At 62.1% G+C, this 18,666-nt stretch carries 16 protein-coding genes and 2 tRNA genes; 11 read left to right on the top strand and 7 right to left on the bottom strand.

Annotation, left to right across the window (positions count from 1 at the left end; genetic code table 11):
• The 3 genes from ACILRA_RS07605 to ACILRA_RS07595 all read right to left on the bottom strand — a co-directional run.
• A partial coding sequence (locus ACILRA_RS07605; RefSeq protein WP_395661499.1) for an SIS domain-containing protein occupies positions 1-964 on the bottom strand: 964 nt, incomplete at its 3' end.
• The gene (locus ACILRA_RS07600; protein ID WP_395661498.1) at positions 961-1,905 is read right to left on the bottom strand and encodes an ROK family protein; all 945 of its coding nucleotides are present in this window, start codon (positions 1,903-1,905) and stop codon (positions 961-963) included. The genes ACILRA_RS07600 and ACILRA_RS07605, both read right to left, overlap by 4 nt.
• A 9-nt stretch (positions 1,906-1,914) precedes the next feature.
• Positions 1,915-2,688, bottom strand: a complete 774-nt coding sequence (locus ACILRA_RS07595; protein WP_395661497.1) for a GntR family transcriptional regulator — start codon at positions 2,686-2,688, stop codon at positions 1,915-1,917.
• Between the two features lie 400 nt (positions 2,689-3,088).
• On the opposite strand from ACILRA_RS07595, the gene ACILRA_RS07590 reads away from it, so the two are divergent.
• From ACILRA_RS07590 to ACILRA_RS07580, 3 genes are all read left to right on the top strand, one after another.
• Positions 3,089-3,274: a hypothetical protein gene (locus ACILRA_RS07590; protein ID WP_395661496.1), complete on the top strand. Its 186-nt coding sequence runs from the start codon at positions 3,089-3,091 to the stop codon at positions 3,272-3,274.
• 35 nt (positions 3,275-3,309) lie between these two features.
• The gene (locus ACILRA_RS07585; protein ID WP_395661495.1) at positions 3,310-4,494 is read left to right on the top strand and encodes an aminotransferase class V-fold PLP-dependent enzyme; all 1,185 of its coding nucleotides are present in this window, start codon (positions 3,310-3,312) and stop codon (positions 4,492-4,494) included.
• Between the two features lie 957 nt (positions 4,495-5,451).
• Positions 5,452-5,826, top strand: coding sequence for a transposase (locus ACILRA_RS07580; RefSeq protein ID WP_395661494.1), 375 nt, complete (start codon positions 5,452-5,454; stop codon positions 5,824-5,826).
• On the opposite strand, the gene ACILRA_RS07575 is transcribed toward ACILRA_RS07580, so the two are convergent.
• Positions 5,781-7,343 carry an ABC transporter substrate-binding protein gene (locus tag ACILRA_RS07575; RefSeq protein ID WP_395661493.1) on the bottom strand — a complete coding sequence of 521 codons (1,563 nt, stop codon included), beginning with the start codon at positions 7,341-7,343 and terminating at the stop codon, positions 5,781-5,783. The genes ACILRA_RS07580 and ACILRA_RS07575 overlap by 46 nt on opposite strands.
• 1,023 nt (positions 7,344-8,366) lie before the next feature.
• A tRNA-Gln gene (locus tag ACILRA_RS07570) sits at positions 8,367-8,441 on the bottom strand.
• A 412-nt stretch (positions 8,442-8,853) separates the two neighbouring features.
• Between ACILRA_RS07570 and ACILRA_RS07565 the strand changes: the two genes are divergently transcribed.
• The 3 genes from ACILRA_RS07565 (at position 8,854) to ACILRA_RS07555 (ending at position 10,242) form a co-directional block, all read left to right on the top strand.
• Positions 8,854-9,144, top strand: coding sequence for a winged helix DNA-binding protein (locus ACILRA_RS07565; RefSeq protein WP_395661492.1), 291 nt, complete (start codon positions 8,854-8,856; stop codon positions 9,142-9,144).
• Between the two features lie 76 nt (positions 9,145-9,220).
• A tRNA-Pro gene (locus tag ACILRA_RS07560) sits at positions 9,221-9,297 on the top strand.
• Positions 9,298-9,360: 63 nt separating this feature from the next.
• Positions 9,361-10,242 carry an MBL fold metallo-hydrolase gene (locus ACILRA_RS07555; protein ID WP_395661491.1) on the top strand — a complete coding sequence of 294 codons (882 nt, stop codon included), beginning with the start codon at positions 9,361-9,363 and terminating at the stop codon, positions 10,240-10,242.
• 6 nt (positions 10,243-10,248) lie between these two features.
• Here ACILRA_RS07555 and ACILRA_RS07550 read toward each other — a convergent pair whose 3' ends face one another.
• The gene (locus ACILRA_RS07550; RefSeq protein WP_395661490.1) at positions 10,249-10,932 is read right to left on the bottom strand and encodes a zinc metallopeptidase; all 684 of its coding nucleotides are present in this window, start codon (positions 10,930-10,932) and stop codon (positions 10,249-10,251) included.
• Positions 10,933-11,014: 82 nt separating this feature from the next.
• Positions 11,015-12,319 carry a 4-aminobutyrate--2-oxoglutarate transaminase gene (gene gabT, locus ACILRA_RS07545; RefSeq protein ID WP_395661489.1) on the bottom strand — a complete coding sequence of 435 codons (1,305 nt, stop codon included), beginning with the start codon at positions 12,317-12,319 and terminating at the stop codon, positions 11,015-11,017.
• A gap of 93 nt (positions 12,320-12,412) precedes the next feature.
• Between gabT and ACILRA_RS07540 the strand changes: the two genes are divergently transcribed.
• From ACILRA_RS07540 to hemN, 5 genes are all read left to right on the top strand, one after another.
• On the top strand, positions 12,413-13,819 hold the full coding sequence (locus ACILRA_RS07540; protein ID WP_395661488.1) for an amidase: 1,407 nt from the start codon (positions 12,413-12,415) through the stop codon (positions 13,817-13,819).
• Between the two features lie 107 nt (positions 13,820-13,926).
• Positions 13,927-15,561 carry a long-chain-fatty-acid--CoA ligase gene (locus tag ACILRA_RS07535; protein WP_395661487.1) on the top strand — a complete coding sequence of 545 codons (1,635 nt, stop codon included), beginning with the start codon at positions 13,927-13,929 and terminating at the stop codon, positions 15,559-15,561.
• Positions 15,562-15,652: 91 nt separating this feature from the next.
• Positions 15,653-17,035, top strand: a complete 1,383-nt coding sequence (locus tag ACILRA_RS07530; protein ID WP_395661486.1) for an aminotransferase — start codon at positions 15,653-15,655, stop codon at positions 17,033-17,035.
• Positions 17,032-17,652 (top strand): pyridoxamine 5'-phosphate oxidase family protein, encoded by a 621-nt coding sequence (locus ACILRA_RS07525; RefSeq protein WP_395661485.1) that lies wholly within the window; start codon positions 17,032-17,034, stop codon positions 17,650-17,652. Before ACILRA_RS07530 ends, ACILRA_RS07525 begins: the two co-directional genes overlap by 4 nt.
• 46 nt (positions 17,653-17,698) lie before the next feature.
• Positions 17,699-18,666 (top strand): oxygen-independent coproporphyrinogen III oxidase (gene hemN, locus ACILRA_RS07520; protein ID WP_395661484.1); only part of this gene is annotated, 968 nt, incomplete at its 3' end.

Genomic DNA, 18,666 nt, shown 5'->3' with positions numbered 1-18,666 from the left:
TGGCTTCCATCAGAGGCGTCAGCGGCAGGGCAACATCAGGATAGGTGACTACGCGAAGACCTTCCGCCTCGGCAGGAGCGGAGGCAACAGGAGCGACAGCGACAATTTTTCCGCCCAGGGAGGTGATTTTCTGGATAAGGGCCATATCGATGTCGCGCGTCTTGAGATCGCCAAGGAAGATGACCATCTGGAATCCTGGCCGCACAAGTTCAATCGGGCCATGGCGGAACTGCCCGCCCGACAACACCGTGCAGTGCAGTTTGGAGGCTTCCTGCGTCAGCAGTGCCGCAGTTTGGGCCGAACCAAAGCTCTTGCCGCGGCCAACATAGACAAGTGGCGCCTGGACATCGAGAAACTGTACGACGCTGTAGAGTGGCGGCTGCCAATCCTTGAGCATCTGGCCGCACGCTTCTGCGGCATGGGCAATTTCCTTGCACGCCTGCTGTAAGCCGCCGCGCAGGGCCCCGCCCAGAAGATGTTGACAGGCAAAGCCGCCAGTATAGGACTTGCTTGATACCGTCATCTCAGGACCTGCCATCGAAGCGAGGCGAACATCCGCCCAGTTTGCAAGGCTGTTCTCAAGTTGATTGGTAACTGAGATTGTCATGGCGGGCCTGATGCCGGGGAGCTTCGTCAGCTCAACAATCTCGCCACTTTCACCTGATTGGGATGTGGCAATCAGCAGGCACCGGCGGCCGATGATATCGGGAATCTGCTGAACCAATTCGGACGTATCGACCAGGCACACCGGCACAGACAGGGATTGTGAGAGCTGCAGGTAGAGCGGATAGGACCCGTGCAGGGATCCTCCCATGCCGGTCAGCAATACTCTGTCAAAGTCGCCATCGTTCAGGCGTGATGAGATTTCATGCAGGTCCTCAACCGTCTTCTTCGCTGGCTCGTGCGCCAGCGCCGAGAGCATGGCCGGCTGTTCGAGGATCTCATCAAGGTATGAGGCTGTCATGGTTGAACTCGTTCATTGTGTTGAATGGGGAAACAAAGCGCCGCAGCACCGACGAGACCAGCCTGGCTGCCCAGTTTCGCCCGAAGAATGGTTGCCCTTGAGGCGTAGTCAGCCATGGCGAGGCGCGTGACCGTCTTTCTGATTGGGCTGAGCAGGTCTTCGCCTGCCGCGCTGACGCCGCCAGCAAAGGCAATGCGATCAGGCGCAAAGATATGCATCCACGTTACCAAGGCCGCACCAATGAACAGCGCTGCTTCCTGAATGATCTGGCCGCATTCCAAGTCACCTGCCCGGGCAGATTCAAACAAGGAGCTGAGCCTTTTGTCATCGGAGTTGCCACGCAAGGCCTGGTAGCGGTCTTCGAGAGCGAGTGCGGAAGCAACAGACTCCAGGCAGCCATGGCAGCCCTGCCGGCATGTGCGCTTGCCTGTTGGATCAACAATCACATGACCGATGTCACCCATGGTGCCATTGGCAGTGTGGACTGGCTTGCCATTCTCAATAAAGCCCACACCAATTCCGGTGCCGAGAGCGACGGTGAGGAATCGGTTGCTACCCTGCCCCACGCCATAGCGATGCTCGGCCACGGCGGCCAGTGTTGCGTCGTTTTCGATGTAAACCTTGTTGCCGGACTTGGCGCTCACGTATTCGACAATCGGAAACTCATCCAACGCCGGCACGTTGCCAAGCCGTGTGGCGCCCTTCGCGAAGTCAATGTGCCCCGGCAGTCCGATGCCTATGCCGCACAGCTGTTTGATTCCAAGCAACGTTTGCATATGCCGCGCCGCTTCCAAATAGCGGTCCAGCAACACAGAAGCAAAAACTGCTGAATCACTTGCAACGGTATCTTGTCCAAGCACGTCACCGGCTGGTGACACGATGCCGATTTTGGCAGAACCGCCGCCCACATCAATGCCCAGTGCTGGAAGGTCCGGCTTCATCTGTGGCCCTCAAGAGATCTTGAGGCGCCGGACGGTCAAGGCAAAGCCATCGCCGCGGTAGACGGATCTCACATATTCCAGGACTTCATCTTGTTCGCTAGACGTAACGCGCCAGGCAACGACGACCGGTGCCCCCACCTTGATGCCGAGATGCTTGGCGATTGCTTCATCTGCCACGCTGGGTTCGATCGCCGCGTCGGCCCAAGCCGGTTGATAGCCCCAGATCCGTAGCATGGCCGCATAAAGAGAACCATTTTCTACATCGGCCCGTTCAAGCCCGGGATAGGTTTCCGTGTCCAGATAGGTCTCTTCGTAGGCCACGGGCCTTGAGTCAGCACAACGCACACGAGCCAGGCAATGATAGCTTCTGTTATTCGGCGGCAGATTGGCGAGGTGGCGTTTCATGCCGTCAGGCAAGCTGGAGACTTTCACAAAGTTCACAACGCGTGAAGTTGGCTTTGATCCCGCATTCTCGACTTCGGAGGTGAAACTTCCAAAGCCGGTTACGCCACCAATGTGCTGTGAACGCGCATAGGAGCCCCGGCCCTTCTCGCGATAGATCAGGCCTTTGCGATGAAGTTCGTCCAGCGCCTGACGCACTGTAACACGAGACACTTTGAATTCCGCTGCCAGTTCATTTTCAGATGGCAATGCGGCTCTCTCGCTCCGCGAAGAACCCTGCTGAATGTCACGCTCAAGAAGGTCAGCAACCTGCCGGTAGACAGGGGACGCACCAGTCTTCTGAACAAAGCGCCGCACCTTGCTGACCGAAAGAGCCTTCATGCCAGATCCTCAATCGAAACATGTTGGTCTTGTATACTTGTCTTAACATGTTGTCAATCGATCAGTGGATTCACTGTTTTCGCCGGGTACGATCACAAGGGAATAATGGGCGGCGAAACAGCTTCTGCTGCCCATATCTTTGCATACTGGAGCAAGGTTCTCTCAATAACGTGCTGATTACTTTAGAGCGGCGGAAGGTCAGTTGAGATCAGCTCCCCATTCTCGCCGCCATACCAGCGAAAGCTGGCACCCCACCTTTCTTGCAGCACATGCAGATAGAAAGCGGGATCCCAGCTTGCGCTGGGATGACGGGAAAAATGGAGTGCAGATATTCCAGTGATCTCAACTGACAGCCCCCGCTCTCGCGCGCGTTTCAACCAGGTGGAATCACCTGGCCGACATGAGCATGATCTTATCGCAAAAATGGGTTCCATTTTTGTCGTTCATGCTCAGGGCATTGTCCACTATCCCGGTCAGAAGCTGCTCAGGATTGCACTTTGCCTTTGCGACTTCGATCGATGAGATTATCGTGACACTCTTCTTCGGCGGAGGAGCCGGCGAGGCTCGTGAAACCCTTGTGGTCTGATAGCAATTGCGCCAATTATGGTTGGAGGAGGCCGCATGTCTGTTTATCGCGATCTGGGTATCAAGACCCTTGTCAATGCAAAGGGTCCCGCAACGAGGCTATCCGGGGGCATCATGCGTCCCGAGGTGTCGGCCGCGATGGTGGAGGCATCCCAATCTTGCGTCGACATCGCGGAGCTGCAGGCTGTGGCATCAGCACAGATCGCGGAACTCACGGGTGCAGAGGCAGGATATATCGCGTCGGGAGCCTCGGCTTGCCTGCTGATCGGAGCGGCGGCGACAATGACGGGACTTGATCCAGGAAAGATGGCGAGGCTTCCTGATACAACCGGCATGAAGAATGAATGCATCATGGTACGAAGCCAACGCAACTTCTATGATCACGCCGTGCGGGCCGCAGGCATGCGGATCGTGGAGGTGGGTCTGCCGGACCGCTATGCGGGTGCAGGAGTTCGCGACGCCGAGGGCTGGGAAATTGACGATGCCATCACCGATCGGACCGCCGCTGTTCTCTATGTCGCGGATACACATGCCCGCCCCAGCCTCCAGGAGATCGCCGAAGTCGCACACGCCCGGGGAGTCCCGGTAATGGTGGATGCGGCAGCACAGCTGCCGCCGCAAGACAATCTGCGCCGCTTCATCCTGGAGGGCGCGGATCTTGTCGCGTTTTCAGGTGGCAAGGCAATTGGAGGGCCCCAGGCGAGTGGCATCCTCGCCGGAAAGCGGGATCTTGTCATGGCGGCTGCCCTCCAGCACCTTGACCTCGATATCTATCAGGACATGTGGACTCCGCCTGCTGCACTCATCGACAAGAGCCGCCTCAAGGGTACGCCCCTGCACGGCATTGGCCGGAGTTGCAAGGCTGGGAAGGAAGAAATCGTCGGACTTCTCACCGCGCTGCGCATGTTTGTTGCCGAAGGTGACAAAGCCCGGCACTCAAGATGGCTCAAGGATTGTGAGACCATTGCTCTCGCTCTGCATGGCCACCACATCGCAGTCACAGGCGGGAACGATATCGGTTCGGTGCCCACCGTGGAGATCACACTCGACATTGGACATGGCAGCGTGACGGACTTCTGTCTGCGGCTTCAAAGGGGCACACCGGGAATTGCGCTTGATCCGGCTCAGCGTGATCGTGGCATCGTAACGGTAAACCCGATGTGCCTGAAGCCAGGGGAGGCAGAGCTTGTCGGCCGGGAAATCGCCCGGGCTCTGGGCTGATGGCGACGGCATGCTGCCACTTGGCCGCTGGGACAGCACCTTTGGTGATGGAACCGCAGAGGCCCGGAGGTGCATGAACGATCGCTACCCAGCGCGCCGCGGAGAAGGCGGCCGCCGGGCGAGGAGCGTCACCGCCGGAATAGGTTCTGCCCTGCGTGAAGGCCTTCCATGACCCCCGTCAGACCAATCGAGAGCCACCGCCGTAGCTCGAAGTCATCAGCCTGGGTCACCAGATGGCAATGAGCCCGATCGATGGTCTGCGCGCGGCTTTCGCCACGGGCGGCACAGTCCACCTCCGTCCCTCAGTAAATGCTCCGGAGCTTCGCTGTCATGCCGCCTCGGACACCGTATCCGAGGCGAAAAAACTGTGCGGGCAATATATTCAGAATATCACATAAGATTGTTTTAGTTTCCATCGTACGTGCGCTGGTGCCGTTGAGCATCGGTCTCGATAACGGTACCTATGTCCTGCCCAGCGGCCACAGGTAGGTCACTTCGGAGATCGCCGCGCAGGCCGCTTGGTTACACGTCAAACGTCAACTTCAGGAAAATCTCTCCCCCTTGCTGCAAATCATCGGCGTTTGCATCGACTCTCGAGAAAGGCGTTTCTTGATTCCGGGAGGAACCCCAGCGCTTCTCGCGCGCGTTCCAACCAGGTGGAATCACATGGCCGAAATGAACGCGCGCATGATCAATCTCTTGAGCATGATCTTATCGCAAAAGTGGTTTCCACTTTTGCGGATCATGCATTAACACTTCTGGCCACGCATTGCCGATGCTCGGAACTGGACGCACCCTCTGCACTTCCCATCGTCCTGAGCCAATCCGGCTTCATCTGCTTCAAGGCGCAAACGGGATTGTCCGTCACCGCCAACCAATACCGCAACGAAGAGGGTACAAGCCGGTGCCCGGCAACACCGCGCCCATTCGGGCGATACCGTTTTCCGCATCAGAGAAGTGGATCCGGTTTTGGATTGGGTTTCTGATCATGGCAGTGGACGGCAGAATGGAGGTCTCGTCGACGAGGCGGAAGCAGCGGAGAGCTTTCGGCCTGGTAGATCTGTCTCCGGGGTTGCGAAGCGGTATGGGGCAACACGTTCGCAAGTGTATGACTGGCGCCAACGGTTAAAGGGCGGGCCAGAACATGGCTCCCGCTTCGGCAAAGGCGGGGTGATCAGAATGGCCGCGGGATCGGCGAGGAGCAGATTGTCCGCGTCGAGCAGATGCACCTCGTGGATGTCGCATTGGAGCAGATCACGGGAGAGCGCGAACCCAGCACACTGCGCTCAGCTCATCTTCCAGGTCTCGATCCTGCGCACGCTGTCTGCATAGCCATCACGGTGAGAAAGGCCGTTCGCGGCCAGAAGGTCGCGGCGATAGGCCATCGTTTCGACGCGGGTGATCAGCGGGATCTGGTTGGCATTGGCGTCCAGCGCCTCACAGAGTCTTTGCAGGGCGGCGGGCCGCGCAGGGTCGTCGATGGCGATACGGCAACTCGCGTTTATAAGGTCTGTCAGTTCTTGGTCTGGGGCCTGATAGCCTGCGGTGAAGCCTGCCACTTCAGGGATGAACCACAGGGGCAGCATGACGGGGTCGGAATAGCCCGCATACCAACTGATCACAGCATCCATCGAGGCGGGCTTGTCGACCAGCATGCGCTTGATCAGCTTAGCCTCATCCAGCAAGGTGAGTGTCACGTTCATCCCGGCTTCGGCGAGGCTGCCGCGGATCACCTGGCCCATCGCTTGCCATGCTGCCCCGGCCGAGGCGATCAGTTCGAAGCTGAGGGCCTCCTGCCCGGCCTCGGCGAGGAGGGCCTTGGCACGCTCGACGTTGCGGGTGAAGAAACTTAGCTTCGATGTGTCGCACGCGTTGAATAGCGGGGGCAGGTAGCTCGACGGCGCCCCGTTGCCGCCCATGGCGGCGTTGACCAGACGGTCACGGTCTATTGCCAGGGCGACGGCTTGCCGCACCTTCTGATCGCGAAATGGCGAGTTCTCACTGACCGCATTCAGAATCATCCAGAAGAGATTCGCCTGCGGGTTCTGCACGATTTCCAAGTTATCAACCGGCTCAAGCAGCAGCGCCGCATCGGGTGATGCGTCAAACTGAGCGATGTGGATCGAGCCGTCGCGCAGGCCCGCTATGAGTGACTGCTCGGCCGGGACGATACGAACGATTACGCGGTCGATAACCGGTTGCCCTTTCTTCCAGTAGCCTTGATTGCGTACCAGGACCCAGCTGTCACCCTGCGTGTGGCTTTCGACGAAGTATGGCCCGGTGCCGTTGAACTGGGTCGACGGGTCGAAGGTACCTGCCGCCAGCTCCTCCATCGGGATGATGGACGCCATGGTGGACGACAGCGCCCCCAGAAGCGGCGCCCATGGTTCAGCGAGCACGATCTTCACCCGGTTGTCGGGCTCCACCGTGATGCTGGTTATCTTGCCCATCTGGCTCGCGAAGAACGACCCGGTTGTTGGGTTGATCATGCGGCTGAGGCTGCCCGCCACGTCGGCCGGTGTCATGGTGCGCCCATTATGGAATTTCACCCCTTCGCGGATGGTGAAGAGGTAGGTGAGCGGATCGGGCTGCTCCCATGCGGTGGCAAGGCCTGGGCCAGGGACCATGTTCTCGTCCAACTCGGTCAGCCCGTCGTAGAGTATGTGCAAGAGTTCCCAAGACGAGGCATTGAGCGAGGTAGCGGGGTCAAAGAGGTTGGCCTCAAGCCGCTTCGCCCAGACGACTTCGGAGAGACCCTGAGCATAGGCCTCGGGGGAGCGAAAAGTCAGGGCGGCGGTTCCAGCAAGCATGCCGCGCAGGACTGCGCGGCGGGGAAGAAGGTTGGTCATTGGCGGGATCCTCTCTCGTGGCGATTGTTATGGTGCTTCGTGTAAGTCTGCAAAAAGAATCCAGGCGGCTTCGGCGCCATCCAGCACCAGACCATCCGCCCCACGCAGGCTGATGATCTGGAACCCGGCAGCAAGGCATTGGATGTTTCAGGCAGGTAAAGAGCAGGCGGGCTATCGGGAGAGCTTGACCGGCCACGAAAACCTGGCCCGTTCGGTCCAGCGGCAGAGGCGCGATCCCGTCGGCATTTCACCTGGGCGAGCTCTGCCACGGAGCCACACGCGTTCATCTGCAAGCAGTGGACAAAGGAACCTGAACGCTTCAGCTACAACCCGCGCCATCAAATGCCGGTACTCAACCGCCGCAGCGAACGGCTTTCGGTGGTCACCGGGATTTCCGGATAGAGTCTGGTTGCGGCCTCAACCCCAGACCGGAGAACCACCAGTGTCCGCGGCATGATGAACCTGCGCATGCTCGACCCCCGGCGGATTACCGAAAAGGCGCACACCGCCGTCAGCCAGGAAGCCGATCCTCGGCTCAGTGGCGAAATCCTGCGGGCGAGGCGATGGTCAGTTGCCGCCCATTGCCACCTTGGCCAATGCAGCGGGCGTCACAGCATCCGATGTCAGCATCAAGATCAGCCTGTCTTTCCTCGCAACCGATATCGACGGGAGGGATCCTGTGTCCCTCATCCCCGAAAGGTTCAAGCAGGCCTGCCCACCCCCGGCAGTTTGGGAAGAGCAGCGCGCCCGGCTGCTTAACTGATCTGGCCTCATTCATTGAACAGTTTTGAGCCCATGCTCTGGCCGGAACACGCGCAAGGCTAATCGCTTGAGCATGATCTTATCGCATAAGGGGTTTCCACTTTTGCGGATCATGCTCTCGGGTCATTGGATACGTTTCCATCCGCATCCGCGCGTGGCGAGTCTCTGAAAGGAAGGTGCCGCCGGCTTCGGCCGTTAACCCACGGAAATACCGGAGGGTTCTCCGGCAGGCCTCATTTTCAAGCTTCGCTGCGGGAGGATTGGCTGGGGCGGGAGGGATCGAACCTCCGAATGGCGGAATCAAAATCCGCTGCCTTACCGCTTGGCGACGCCCCAGCAGCGAGGTTCCCTATAGCCACAGGAATCTGTCTTGCCTAGAGGCCTGTGCGGCCGCAGTCTGCGGCTCTCCGGCCGCCTGAAAGCGCCAGGGACCCGCCGTCCGGTGGACGAATCACGCATTCCGCCCCGTGACTGGCCGCGCCCGGGCCTCCGGCCGCCAAAGACCAGTACAACCCTATGCCAAGCTGCTCCCACCAAATATGGCCTGCCTGCTGACTGAGCAGCGAAAATCTTCGAAAAGCGCTCCAGAAAACCTGTTTATTCACTATCTTTGGGATTTGCAGCGGCCTAAACTATGGTCCCTCGGCGTTGCTTTGTTTTACTTTTGCGGGATACTTTGATGTCGCGTTCTGATGACCTGATCTTCCAAATCAATCGTGCGATTCGAATAGTTGAATCACAGACGGGAATGGACCAGCTCGATCTCTCCTCGAGGTCGATTCTCACCTTCATCGGCGATGCGGACTCCCAGGAGAAGACCCTGAACGTATCGGACGTGGTGAAGGGGCCGGGCTTCGGCACCGCGCCAACGGTATACTCCCGCATCGCGGAGCTCGAGCAGGCGGGATGGATCAAGTGCGTTCCGGACCCCAATGACGGCAGGGCCAAGCATGTGCGGCTGACGCCGCTTGCCCGCAAGGCCTTTACCCGGATGTCGGCCGAGACGCTCAAGGTGCTGAGCCGGAAAGCCAAGGGCTGACCCTGCGGCTGGCCGCTTGGGGATCAAGTGCTTGCCTAGTCCCTGAAGCGCCGCTATAAGCCGCGCGGACCAATGACGGAGTGTAGCGCAGTCTGGTAGCGCACCTGCTTCGGGAGCAGGGGGTCGGAGGTTCGAATCCTCTCACTCCGACCAATCAGGAAGACGCGGCGCGGGCGCCCCCAGGGCCCCGCGCCGTTGACATTCAAGGAGGCCCCCATGGCGGACCTGTCCTTCGATCGCGACTTCGATATCGCCCCCGGCGAAGCGGTCGCGCTGTCACCGGGCGTGCGCCGCATCGTGGTGAACAATCCAAGCGCCTTCACGTTCAAGGGCACCTCGACCTTCATCGTGGGCCGCGGCCGCGTCGCGGTGATCGATCCAGGCCCGGACGACGAATCTCATTTCGCAGCCCTCCTCGCGGCCCTGAGGGGCGAGACGGTGACGCATATTCTGGTCACCCATTCCCATGCTGACCATTCCCCCCTCGCGCGGCGGCTCAAGCAGGCGACGGGGGCCACGGTCTGCGCCCAGGGAGCCGTCTCCCCGCCACGTGAAACCGGCCTCCGCCTCGATGCCTCGATCGACCACGCATTCATGCCCGACGTAACGCTCGCAGAGGGCGAGGCGGTGACCGGCCCGGGCTGGACACTGGAGGCGCTGTTCACCCCCGGCCACATGTCGAACCACATGTGCTTCGCGTTGCGGGAGGAGCAGGCGCTGTTCTCGGGCGACCATGTGATGGCCTGGGCCACCAGCGTCATCGCGCCCCCCGATGGTGACATGGGCCAGTATTTCGCCTCGCTGCGCAAACTCCTCGACCGCGACGACCAAGTCTACCACCCCGGCCACGGCCCGTCGCGGCGCGACCCGCTGCCGCTGGTGCGCGGCTACCTCGCCCACCGCCGCATGCGGGAAGAGGCGATCCGCGCCCGTGTGGCGCAAGGCGCGCGCAGCGTGGGCGACATCGTCGCCGCCATCTATGCCGATATCGACCCGAAACTCCACGGCGCTGCGGCACTCTCCACCACCGCGCATCTCGAGCATCTCGTGGAGCAGGGAAAGCTGCGCAGGACCGGAGACGGCTACGAGGCGGCCTGACGGCTCTCAGAACCGCAGCAGCCGGAGCCAGCGTGTGATGTCGAGCAGCGTCGTCAGCGCCGCCGCAACATAGGTAAAGGCGGCGGCCTTCAGCACGCTGCGCGCGGCGGGCATGTCGTCTTCCGGAATGACGAGCGCCAGCGCCGGCAGCGCGCGGCGGAAACTGGCGTTGAACTCCATGGGCAGCGTCACCGCATGGATCACCACCGTCGTCAGCATGACGGCAAATCCGCCCGCCACCTGGCCGAAGAGCAGCACGGGCGAGCGCGTCACGGCGAACAGAACCGGTGTCGCCACCAGCAGCACGGCACCCAGCCGGTTGATGTTGACGGCCCATGACGCGAGCTTCTGGCGCAGCATCAGCGGGCGGTATCCCTCGGCGTGCTGCAGCGCGTGGCCCACCTCATGGGCGGCAACCGCCACGGCGGTGATGGAGCGGCCGTCGAAATTCGCAGCCGACAGGCGCACCGCCTGATCGTCCGGCGCATAATGGTCGCCCGCCGGCACACGCTCGACCTTCACATGGGAAAGTCCCGCCTCGTCCAGCAGGTGGCGCGCCAGTTCTCCGCCGGTGCCGGGATAGTCCGGCCGGTCCGCCCCATGCTTGCGCATGGTCGCCGAGACCCACAGCTGCGGACCGAAGATCAGCGCCAGGAACAGCGCGGAAATGAGCGCAAGAATGACCACCATGACGTGGCATATAGCGAGAGGTGCCCCCGAAATGAAGATCGCCGGGCCACGGCCCGGCGATCACAAGATCATGAAGGCAGGATCAGTTGCCGAGAATGGCGCTCTCCAGGATGTCGAGGCCTTCCTTCATCACCATCTCGCTCGCGGTGAGCGGCGTCAGCATGCGCACCGTGTCGGCATAAACGCCGCAGGTCAGGATCAAAAGCCCGCGCTCCAGGCACTTGGCTGCCAGCGCCTTGGCACCGCCCGCATCGGGTTCATTGCCGCCATGCTGGGTCACGAGTTCGAAGGCGCACATGGCGCCAAGGCCTCGCACATCGCCGATCGGCATGCCGCGGCCCTTGGCCTTGATGGACGTCATGCGCTCCATGATCATCTTGCCCTGCTTCTCGGCCTTCTCCAGAAGGCCTTCCTGCTCGAAAGCCTCGAACACGCCCAGTGCCGCGGCACAGGCCACCGGATTGCCGGCATAGGTGCCGCCGATGCCGCCCGGGTCCGGCGCGTCCATGATCTTGGCGCGGCCCACGACGGCAGCGAGCGGGAAGCCGCCGGCCAGCGACTTGGCGGAGGTGATCAGGTCCGGTTCCACGCCATAATGCTCCATGGCGAAGAACTTCCCCGTGCGCCCGAAGCCCGACTGGATTTCATCCGCGATCAGCAGGATGCCATGGTCGTCGCACAGCTTCCTGAGCTTCACCATCAGTTCCTTGGGCGCGATGTAGAAGCCGCCCTCGCCCTGCACCGGCTCGATGATGATGGCGGCAACGCGCGAGGGCTCCACATCCGCCTTGAACAGCCACTCGATGGCATGCATCGTGTCATCGATGGTGACGCCCTTGTGCGCCACGGGGAAGGGCACGTGCCACACGCCCGGCGCCATCGGCCCGAACTTCGCCTTGTAGGGCATCACCTTGCCGGTCAGCGTCATGCCGAGAAGTGTCCGGCCATGGAAGCCGCCGTTGAAGGCGATGATGTCGGAGCGGCCGGTATAGGCGCGCGCGAACTTCACCGCGTTCTCCACCGCCTCTGCACCTGTCGTCACAAGGGCCGACTTCTTCTCGCCCGAGATGGGAGCGACCGCGTTGAGCTTCTCGCACACCTCGATGAAGGGCGCGTAAGGCATCACCATCGCGCAGGTATGGGTGAAGGCCTCGAGTTGCTCATAGACGCGCTTCATCACCAAGGGGTGCCGGTGCCCGGTGTTGACCACCGCGATGCCGCCGCCGAAATCGACGTAGCGGTTGCCCTCGATATCCCAGATCTCGGAATTCTCCGCGCGCGCCGCAATGACCGGGGCGCCTGCGCTGATGCCGCGGGACACCGCCTTGGCGCGGCGTTCCACCCACTGCTTGTTCATGCCTGGGGCTGCTGTGACCGGTGCGTTCATGATGCTCTCCTGAGGTATGACTGGGCGGCCTTTTAAGCCCGTTGACGGGGGTGCCGCAAACGGATTTCATCCCGGCGCAAGAAGGGGAATTACATGACAGACCTGATCCGGATGACCGCCACAGCCATCGTGGAGGGCTTGAGAAGCGGTGACATCACCCCGCTCGATTGCCTCGACGCACTGGAAAGGAGGGTGGCCGGGGTTGACGGCAAGGTCAACGCGCTGCCCACCCTCTGCTTCGACCGCGCCCGCACCCAAGCCCGGCAGATCATGGCAAAACCGCCGTCGGAACGCGGGCTTCTGGCGGGCCTCCCCGTGCCCATCAAGGACCTGGCGGATGTTGCAGGCGTGCGCTCCACGCAGGGCTCACCCATCTTCAAGGACAGGATCGCAAACACCTCCGATCTCCTCGTCACCCATCTCGAGGGCAATGGCGGCGTAATCTACGCCATGTCGAACACGCCCGAATTCGGCGCGGGCGCCCACACCTTCAACGAGGTTTTCGGCGCCACGCTGAACCCCTGGAACACACGAATGTCCGCATCTGGCTCCTCCGGCGGGGCCGCCGTGGCGCTGGCAACCGGCATGGCCTGGGCCGCCCATGGCTCAGACCTCGGCGGCTCGCTCCGCAACCCGGCCAGCTTCTGTGGCGTGGCCGGCATGCGCCCCTCGCCCGGCCGTGTGGCGGCAAGCGTCTTCTCAAAGATCGACTCCACCTTGGGGGTGGAAGGCCCGATGGCGCGCAACGTGGAGGATCTGGCCCTCCTCTTCGACGCCATGGTGGGCGAGGAGCCCGCAGACCCGCTGTCACTTCCTTCGGACGGCACCTCCTACCTGAAGGCCGCCCGCTCCGGCTGGAAGCCAAAGCGCGTCGCTGTCTCCCGCGATCTCGGCCTCCCGCCCGTCGATCCCGCCGTCGCAGAGCTTGTGCTTGCGGCCGCCGCCAAGCTTGAGGCCGAAGGCGTGATCGTCGAGGAAGCCCACCCCGATCTCAAGGAAACCCGCGAATGCGCCCAGACGCTGCGCGCGCTCGCCTACTCCAACATGCGCCCGCTGCTTGACCAGCACCGCGGCCTGCTCAAGCCCGAAGTCGTCTGGAACATCGAGAAGGGCCTGAGCCTCACCGGCGCTGAAATCGCCCGGGCCGAGGCCCAGCGCGGCGACATGTTCCGCCGCATGCGCAAATTTTTCGAGACCTACGATCTCCTGCTCTGCCCCACCACCATCGTCCCGCCCTTCCCTGTGGAGCAGCGCTATGTGGCTGAATGCAACGGCGTCACATTCGAGTCCTATGTCGACTGGCTGATGATCGTCCACGCCATAACCCTCACCTGTTCTCCCGCCATTTCCATCCCTTGCGGTTTCACCAGCAACCACCTGCCGGTGGGCCTCCAGGTGGTGGCGCCCGGCCGGGGCGAGGCAAAGCTCCTCGCGGGCGCTCGCTTCATCGAGCAGGTGCTGGGCCTCGGCGCCATCACGCCGATTGATCCCAGAAGCTGACCTGGCCCTCATCTGGCCTCACCCTCTCTTTCCCGCTAAGCTCCGGGCAGTTCCTCTCCCCCACGCATGTGGGGGAGAGGAGAACGGAACATCGAGGACAAACCCACATGCGCGGCCTGATGCAAGAATTCCCATTGCTCGTTCACCGCGTACTCGATCACGCGGCGCGCTGGCATGGCAAAACGCCTATCCTCTCGCGCTCCGTCGAAGGCCCTCTCCACCGCACCGACTACGCGGCACTCAGCCGCCGCGCCCGGGCCCTGGCTTCGGCCTGCGAGAGGAAGCTGGGGCTGAAGATGGGCTCCGTCATCGCCACCATGGCGTGGAACACCTGGCGCCACCTCGAGATCTGGTATGGCGTCATGGGGCTTGGCGCCATTGTCCACACGCTGAACCCGCGGCTCTTCACCGAGCAGCTCACCTACATCATCAACCACGCCGAGGATCAGTGGGTGTTCACCGATCTCTCCTTCGTGCCGATGTTCGAAAAGCTGCAGGAGAGCCTGCCCCGCATCAAGGGCTTCGTCATCATGACGGATGCCGCCCACATGCCGGCGACCACGCTGAAGAACCCCGTCTGCTACGAGGACCTCATCGCAGAAGGTGATCCGGATTTCCGCTGGCCGGAATTCGACGAGAACACAGCCTGCGGCATGTGCTACACCAGCGGCACCACGGGAAACCTCAAGGGCGTGCTCTATTCGCACCGCTCCAACGTGCTGCACGGTCTCATGTGCGCGCTGGGCGATGCCATGGCACTGTCGAGCAGCGATGCCGCCATGCCCGTCGTGCCGATGTTCCACGCCAATGCCTGGTCGATTGCCTTCTCAGCCCCGCTTTCCGGCACCGCTTTGGTGATGCCCGGCCCCAAGCTCGACGGCGCCTCGATCTACGAGATGCTGACCGAGGGCAAGGTGACAATCACCGCCGCGGTCCCCACCGTCTGGCTGATGCTGCTCAATCATCTAGAACAAAATCCGCAGCTGAAGCTCCCCCATCTCGAGCGCGTGGTGATTGGCGGGTCCGCCTGCCCCGAATCCATCATGAAGGCCTTCGTCGAAGGCTACGGCACCGACGTCATCCACGCCTGGGGCATGACGGAGATGAGCCCCATCGGCTCGCTCGGCGTCCAGTCGGGCCGCGCGGGGGAGCTTTCCTCCGCGGATTGGTGGACGCTGAAGCTCAAGCAGGGCCGCCCGCCCTTCATGGTGGACATGAAGATCACCGATGACGAGGGCAACACGCTGCCCCATGACGGCAAAACCTTCGGCCGCCTGAAGGTGAAGGGCCCCGCCGTGGCAAAAAGCTATTTCAAGGGCGAAGGCCTCAGCGCCTTCGATTCCGAAGGCTGGTTCGACACGGGCGATGTCGCCACCATCGACGACTACGGCTACATGCAGATCACCGACCGCGCCAAGGATGTGATCAAGTCCGGCGGCGAATGGATCTCCTCGATCGAGATCGAGAACATTACGCTGGGCTGTGCCGGCGTTCACGAGGCTGCCGCCATCGGCCTGCCCCATCCAAAGTGGGACGAGCGCCCGCTTCTGGTGATCGTCCGCAAGCCCGGCTCCTCCATCACCCGCGAGGACGTCCTCGCCCATCTCAACGGCAGGATCGCCAAATGGTGGATGCCGGACGACGTCGCCTTTGTCGACGAGATCCCACACACGGCAACAGGCAAGATCTCCAAGCTTGAACTGCGCCGTCAGTTCCACGACTATCGTTTCCCGAACGGCTAGGATTGTGTCCATGGCGCTGCCGGGCTGAAAGGGCACTGTTCTCTTCCGCGGTTAGGCTGTTATAGTCATACGACCTCAGGAGGAAATGAGCATGCCCTTGTCCAACATGGCCGTCCGCGACATCGAGACGGTAATCCACCCCTACACCAACCTCGCGCGCCACCGCGAGGTGGGCCCGCTCATCCTCAACGAGGGCCGTGGCATCCACCTCTATGACGACACGGGCAAGCGCTACATCGAGGGCATGGCGGGCCTGTGGTGCACCGCGCTGGGCTATGGCAACCAGGAGATCGCGGAAGCGGGTGCCGAGGCGCTGCGCAAGGTGTCCTTCACCCATGCCTTCAGCGGCAAGTCGCATGACGGGGTGATCGAGCTCTCCGAAAAGCTCAAGGAAATCGCCCCCTGCCCCGCCTCCAAGGTGCTGTTCGGCACCTCGGGCTCGGAGGCCAACGACATGCAGATCAAGCTGTCGTGGTACTACAACAACGCCCGGGGCAAGCGCGAGAAGAAGAAGATCATCAGCCGCATCCGCGCCTATCACGGCGTCACCATCGCGTCCGCCTCGCTCACCGGGCTGCCCTGGGTGCACAATGATTTCGACCTGCCCATTGCGAACGTGCTGCACACCTCCTGCCCGCACTACTACCGCTATGGCAAGGACGGCGAGAGCGAGGCGGAGTTCGCAAGCCGCATGGCGGACGACCTCGAGCAGCTGATCATCAAGGAGGGGCCGGACACCATCGCCGCCTTCATCGGCGAGCCGCTGATGGGTGCCGGCGGCGTGCTGCTGCCGCCTGCGGGCTATTGGGAGAAGGTCAACGACATCCTCGCCAAATACGACATCCGCTTCATTGCGGACGAAGTGATCTGCGGCTTCGGCCGCACCGGCAACTGGTTCGGCAGCACCACCTTCGGCATGAAGCCGCAGTCGATCTCCATGGCCAAGGCCATCACCTCGGCCTATTTCCCGCTCTCCGCCCTCACCATCGAGGAAGACCTCTACCAGGCCATGCTGGATGAGAGCCGCAAGCTCGGCACCTTCGGCCACGGCTATACCTACACGGCCCATCCCGTGGGCTGCGCCATCTCGCTCAAGACCATCGAGATCTACCAGCGCGACAAGATCATGGAGCATGCCGCGAAGATGAGCCCGGTGTTCCAGATGCGCCTGAAGAAGCTGGCCGACCACCCGCTGGTGGGTGAGACGCGCGGCATCGGCCTCATCGGCGCGGTGGAACTCGTCGCCGACAAGGCCACCAAGCGGCCCTTCGACCTGAAGAAGATGATGGGCGCGAACACTGTGAACGCCATGCAGGAGCGCGGCCTCATCGTGCGCAACATCCAGGACGCGGTGGCGCTCTGCCCGCCGCTCATCATCACCACCGACGAGATCCATGAGATGTTCGACATCTTCGAGAAGGGCCTCGACGCGATGGAGGCCTGGGCGGCCAAGGAAAACGCGAGGGCGGCATGATCGGCAGCGAGGGGGAACTTCGGGCGAAGTTCGGCGAGGTCCACCCCCTCGCCATCACCAAGTCGCGGCCGGCGCTCGACAAATATTCGCGGCAGTTCATCGCCATGTCGCCCTTCCTCGTCATCTCGACGGCGGATGCAGATGGCAAGGCCGACCTCAGCCCGCGCGGCGATCCGCCGGGCTTCGTCCATGCCGTGGACGACCGCACCATCCTCATCCCCGACCGGCCGGGCAACAACAGGCTGGACACCATGGCCAACATCACCGCCAACCCCAATATCGGCTGCCTGTTCTTCATCCCCGGCTTCGAGGACACGCTGCGCCTCAACGGCAAGGCCCGCATCACTGACGATGCGGCCCTGCTGGCGCAGTGCACCGTCAATGGCAAGGCGCCCAAGGTGGGCATCCTCATCGAGATCGAGGAGGTGTTCATGCACTGCGCCAAGGCGCTGAAGCGCTCAAAACTGTGGGAACCGGATTACCGCCAGGACCGCAGCCAGCTTCCCTCCATCGCCCGCATCATCCTGGATCAGACCTGCCAGTCAGGTGTGGACGAAACGGAAGCCGCACAGGCCGACAAGGATGTCGAGGGCGACTACAAGACCGGCCTCTATTGATCGAGGTCAATGAAGGATTACCTCACAACAGCTAGTGTCAACTTCCATGGACACTCAGCTCATCCCCTTCGCCACCCAGGACGTTCCGCGCTATACGAGCTATCCCACCGCCGTACAGTTCGAGGCTGATTTTCCGGGCGCCACTGCCGATCAGTGGCTCACCGGGGTCGATGCCGATGCCACGCTCTCGGTCTATGTGCACATCCCCTTCTGCCGCCAGCTGTGCTGGTATTGCGGCTGCCACACCTCGGTGCCCAATTCCTATGACCGGGCAGCGCGCTATGTGGCGTATCTGCTCAAGGACATCCGCCGCTCCGCAGCGCTTTTCCGGGGCCGCAAGGGCAAAGTCACGCATCTGCATTTCGGCGGCGGCACCCCGACCTATCTCGACGATTTCCACATCGGTGAGATCGTGGAGGCCATCGACAAGGGCTTCGGGCTTGCGGCGGGTGGCGAGGTGGCGCTCGAATCCGATCCCCGCACGCTCACCAAGGAGCGCGCCAAGGTGCTGGCCGCCATGGGCTTCACCCGCATCAGCTTCGGCGTGCAGGATTTCGCAACCCCCGTGCAGATGAAGATCAACCGGCTGCAAACCTTCGGCCTCGTCAGGGCCGCCAACGACTTCCTGCGCGAGGCGGGCTTCACCTCGGTGAATTTCGACCTGATGTATGGCCTGCCCGCCCAGACGGTGGCGAGCGTGGCGAAGACGGCCGAACAGGCCGCATCCCTGCAGCCCGACCGCATCTCGGTCTTCGGCTATGCGCATGTGCCGTGGTTCAAGAAGCACCAGAAGATGATCAGCGACGCGGATCTCCCCGGCGTGCGTGAGCGCTATGCGCAGGCCACCACCATCGAGCGCGAACTCGGCGCCCATGGCTATGCCGCGATCGGCCTCGATCATTTCGCGCTGGAACATGACGAGCTCACGGCAGCAGCGAACAGCGGCCGCATGCGCCGCAATTTCCAGGGCTACACGACGGACGTCTCAGACGCGCTCCTGGCCTTCGGCGCCTC

Origin of the sequence: Aestuariivirga sp. (genome assembly GCF_044239095.1) — a bacterium.
Classification (GTDB): Bacteria; Pseudomonadota; Alphaproteobacteria; order Rhizobiales; family Aestuariivirgaceae; genus Aestuariivirga.
This window is presented reverse-complemented; position numbering and strand designations above follow the sequence as displayed.

Excerpts from the sequence above, each read along its gene's own strand:
- ACILRA_RS07600 (WP_395661498.1), bottom strand. The coding sequence starts at position 1,905 with ATGAAGCCGGACCTTCCAGCACTGGGCATTGATGTGGGCGGCGGTTCT.
- ACILRA_RS07595 (WP_395661497.1), bottom strand. The coding sequence starts at position 2,688 with ATGAAGGCTCTTTCGGTCAGCAAGGTGCGGCGCTTTGTTCAGAAGACT.
- ACILRA_RS07590 (WP_395661496.1), top strand. The coding sequence starts at position 3,089 with ATGAGCATGATCTTATCGCAAAAATGGGTTCCATTTTTGTCGTTCATG.
- ACILRA_RS07585 (WP_395661495.1), top strand. The coding sequence starts at position 3,310 with ATGTCTGTTTATCGCGATCTGGGTATCAAGACCCTTGTCAATGCAAAG.
- ACILRA_RS07575 (WP_395661493.1), bottom strand. The coding sequence starts at position 7,343 with ATGACCAACCTTCTTCCCCGCCGCGCAGTCCTGCGCGGCATGCTTGCT.
- ACILRA_RS07565 (WP_395661492.1), top strand. The coding sequence starts at position 8,854 with ATGGACCAGCTCGATCTCTCCTCGAGGTCGATTCTCACCTTCATCGGC.
- ACILRA_RS07555 (WP_395661491.1), top strand. The coding sequence starts at position 9,361 with ATGGCGGACCTGTCCTTCGATCGCGACTTCGATATCGCCCCCGGCGAA.
- ACILRA_RS07550 (WP_395661490.1), bottom strand. The coding sequence starts at position 10,932 with ATGGTGGTCATTCTTGCGCTCATTTCCGCGCTGTTCCTGGCGCTGATC.
- gabT (WP_395661489.1), bottom strand. The coding sequence starts at position 12,319 with ATGAACGCACCGGTCACAGCAGCCCCAGGCATGAACAAGCAGTGGGTG.
- ACILRA_RS07540 (WP_395661488.1), top strand. The coding sequence starts at position 12,413 with ATGACAGACCTGATCCGGATGACCGCCACAGCCATCGTGGAGGGCTTG.
- ACILRA_RS07535 (WP_395661487.1), top strand. The coding sequence starts at position 13,927 with ATGCGCGGCCTGATGCAAGAATTCCCATTGCTCGTTCACCGCGTACTC.
- ACILRA_RS07530 (WP_395661486.1), top strand. The coding sequence starts at position 15,653 with ATGCCCTTGTCCAACATGGCCGTCCGCGACATCGAGACGGTAATCCAC.
- ACILRA_RS07525 (WP_395661485.1), top strand. The coding sequence starts at position 17,032 with ATGATCGGCAGCGAGGGGGAACTTCGGGCGAAGTTCGGCGAGGTCCAC.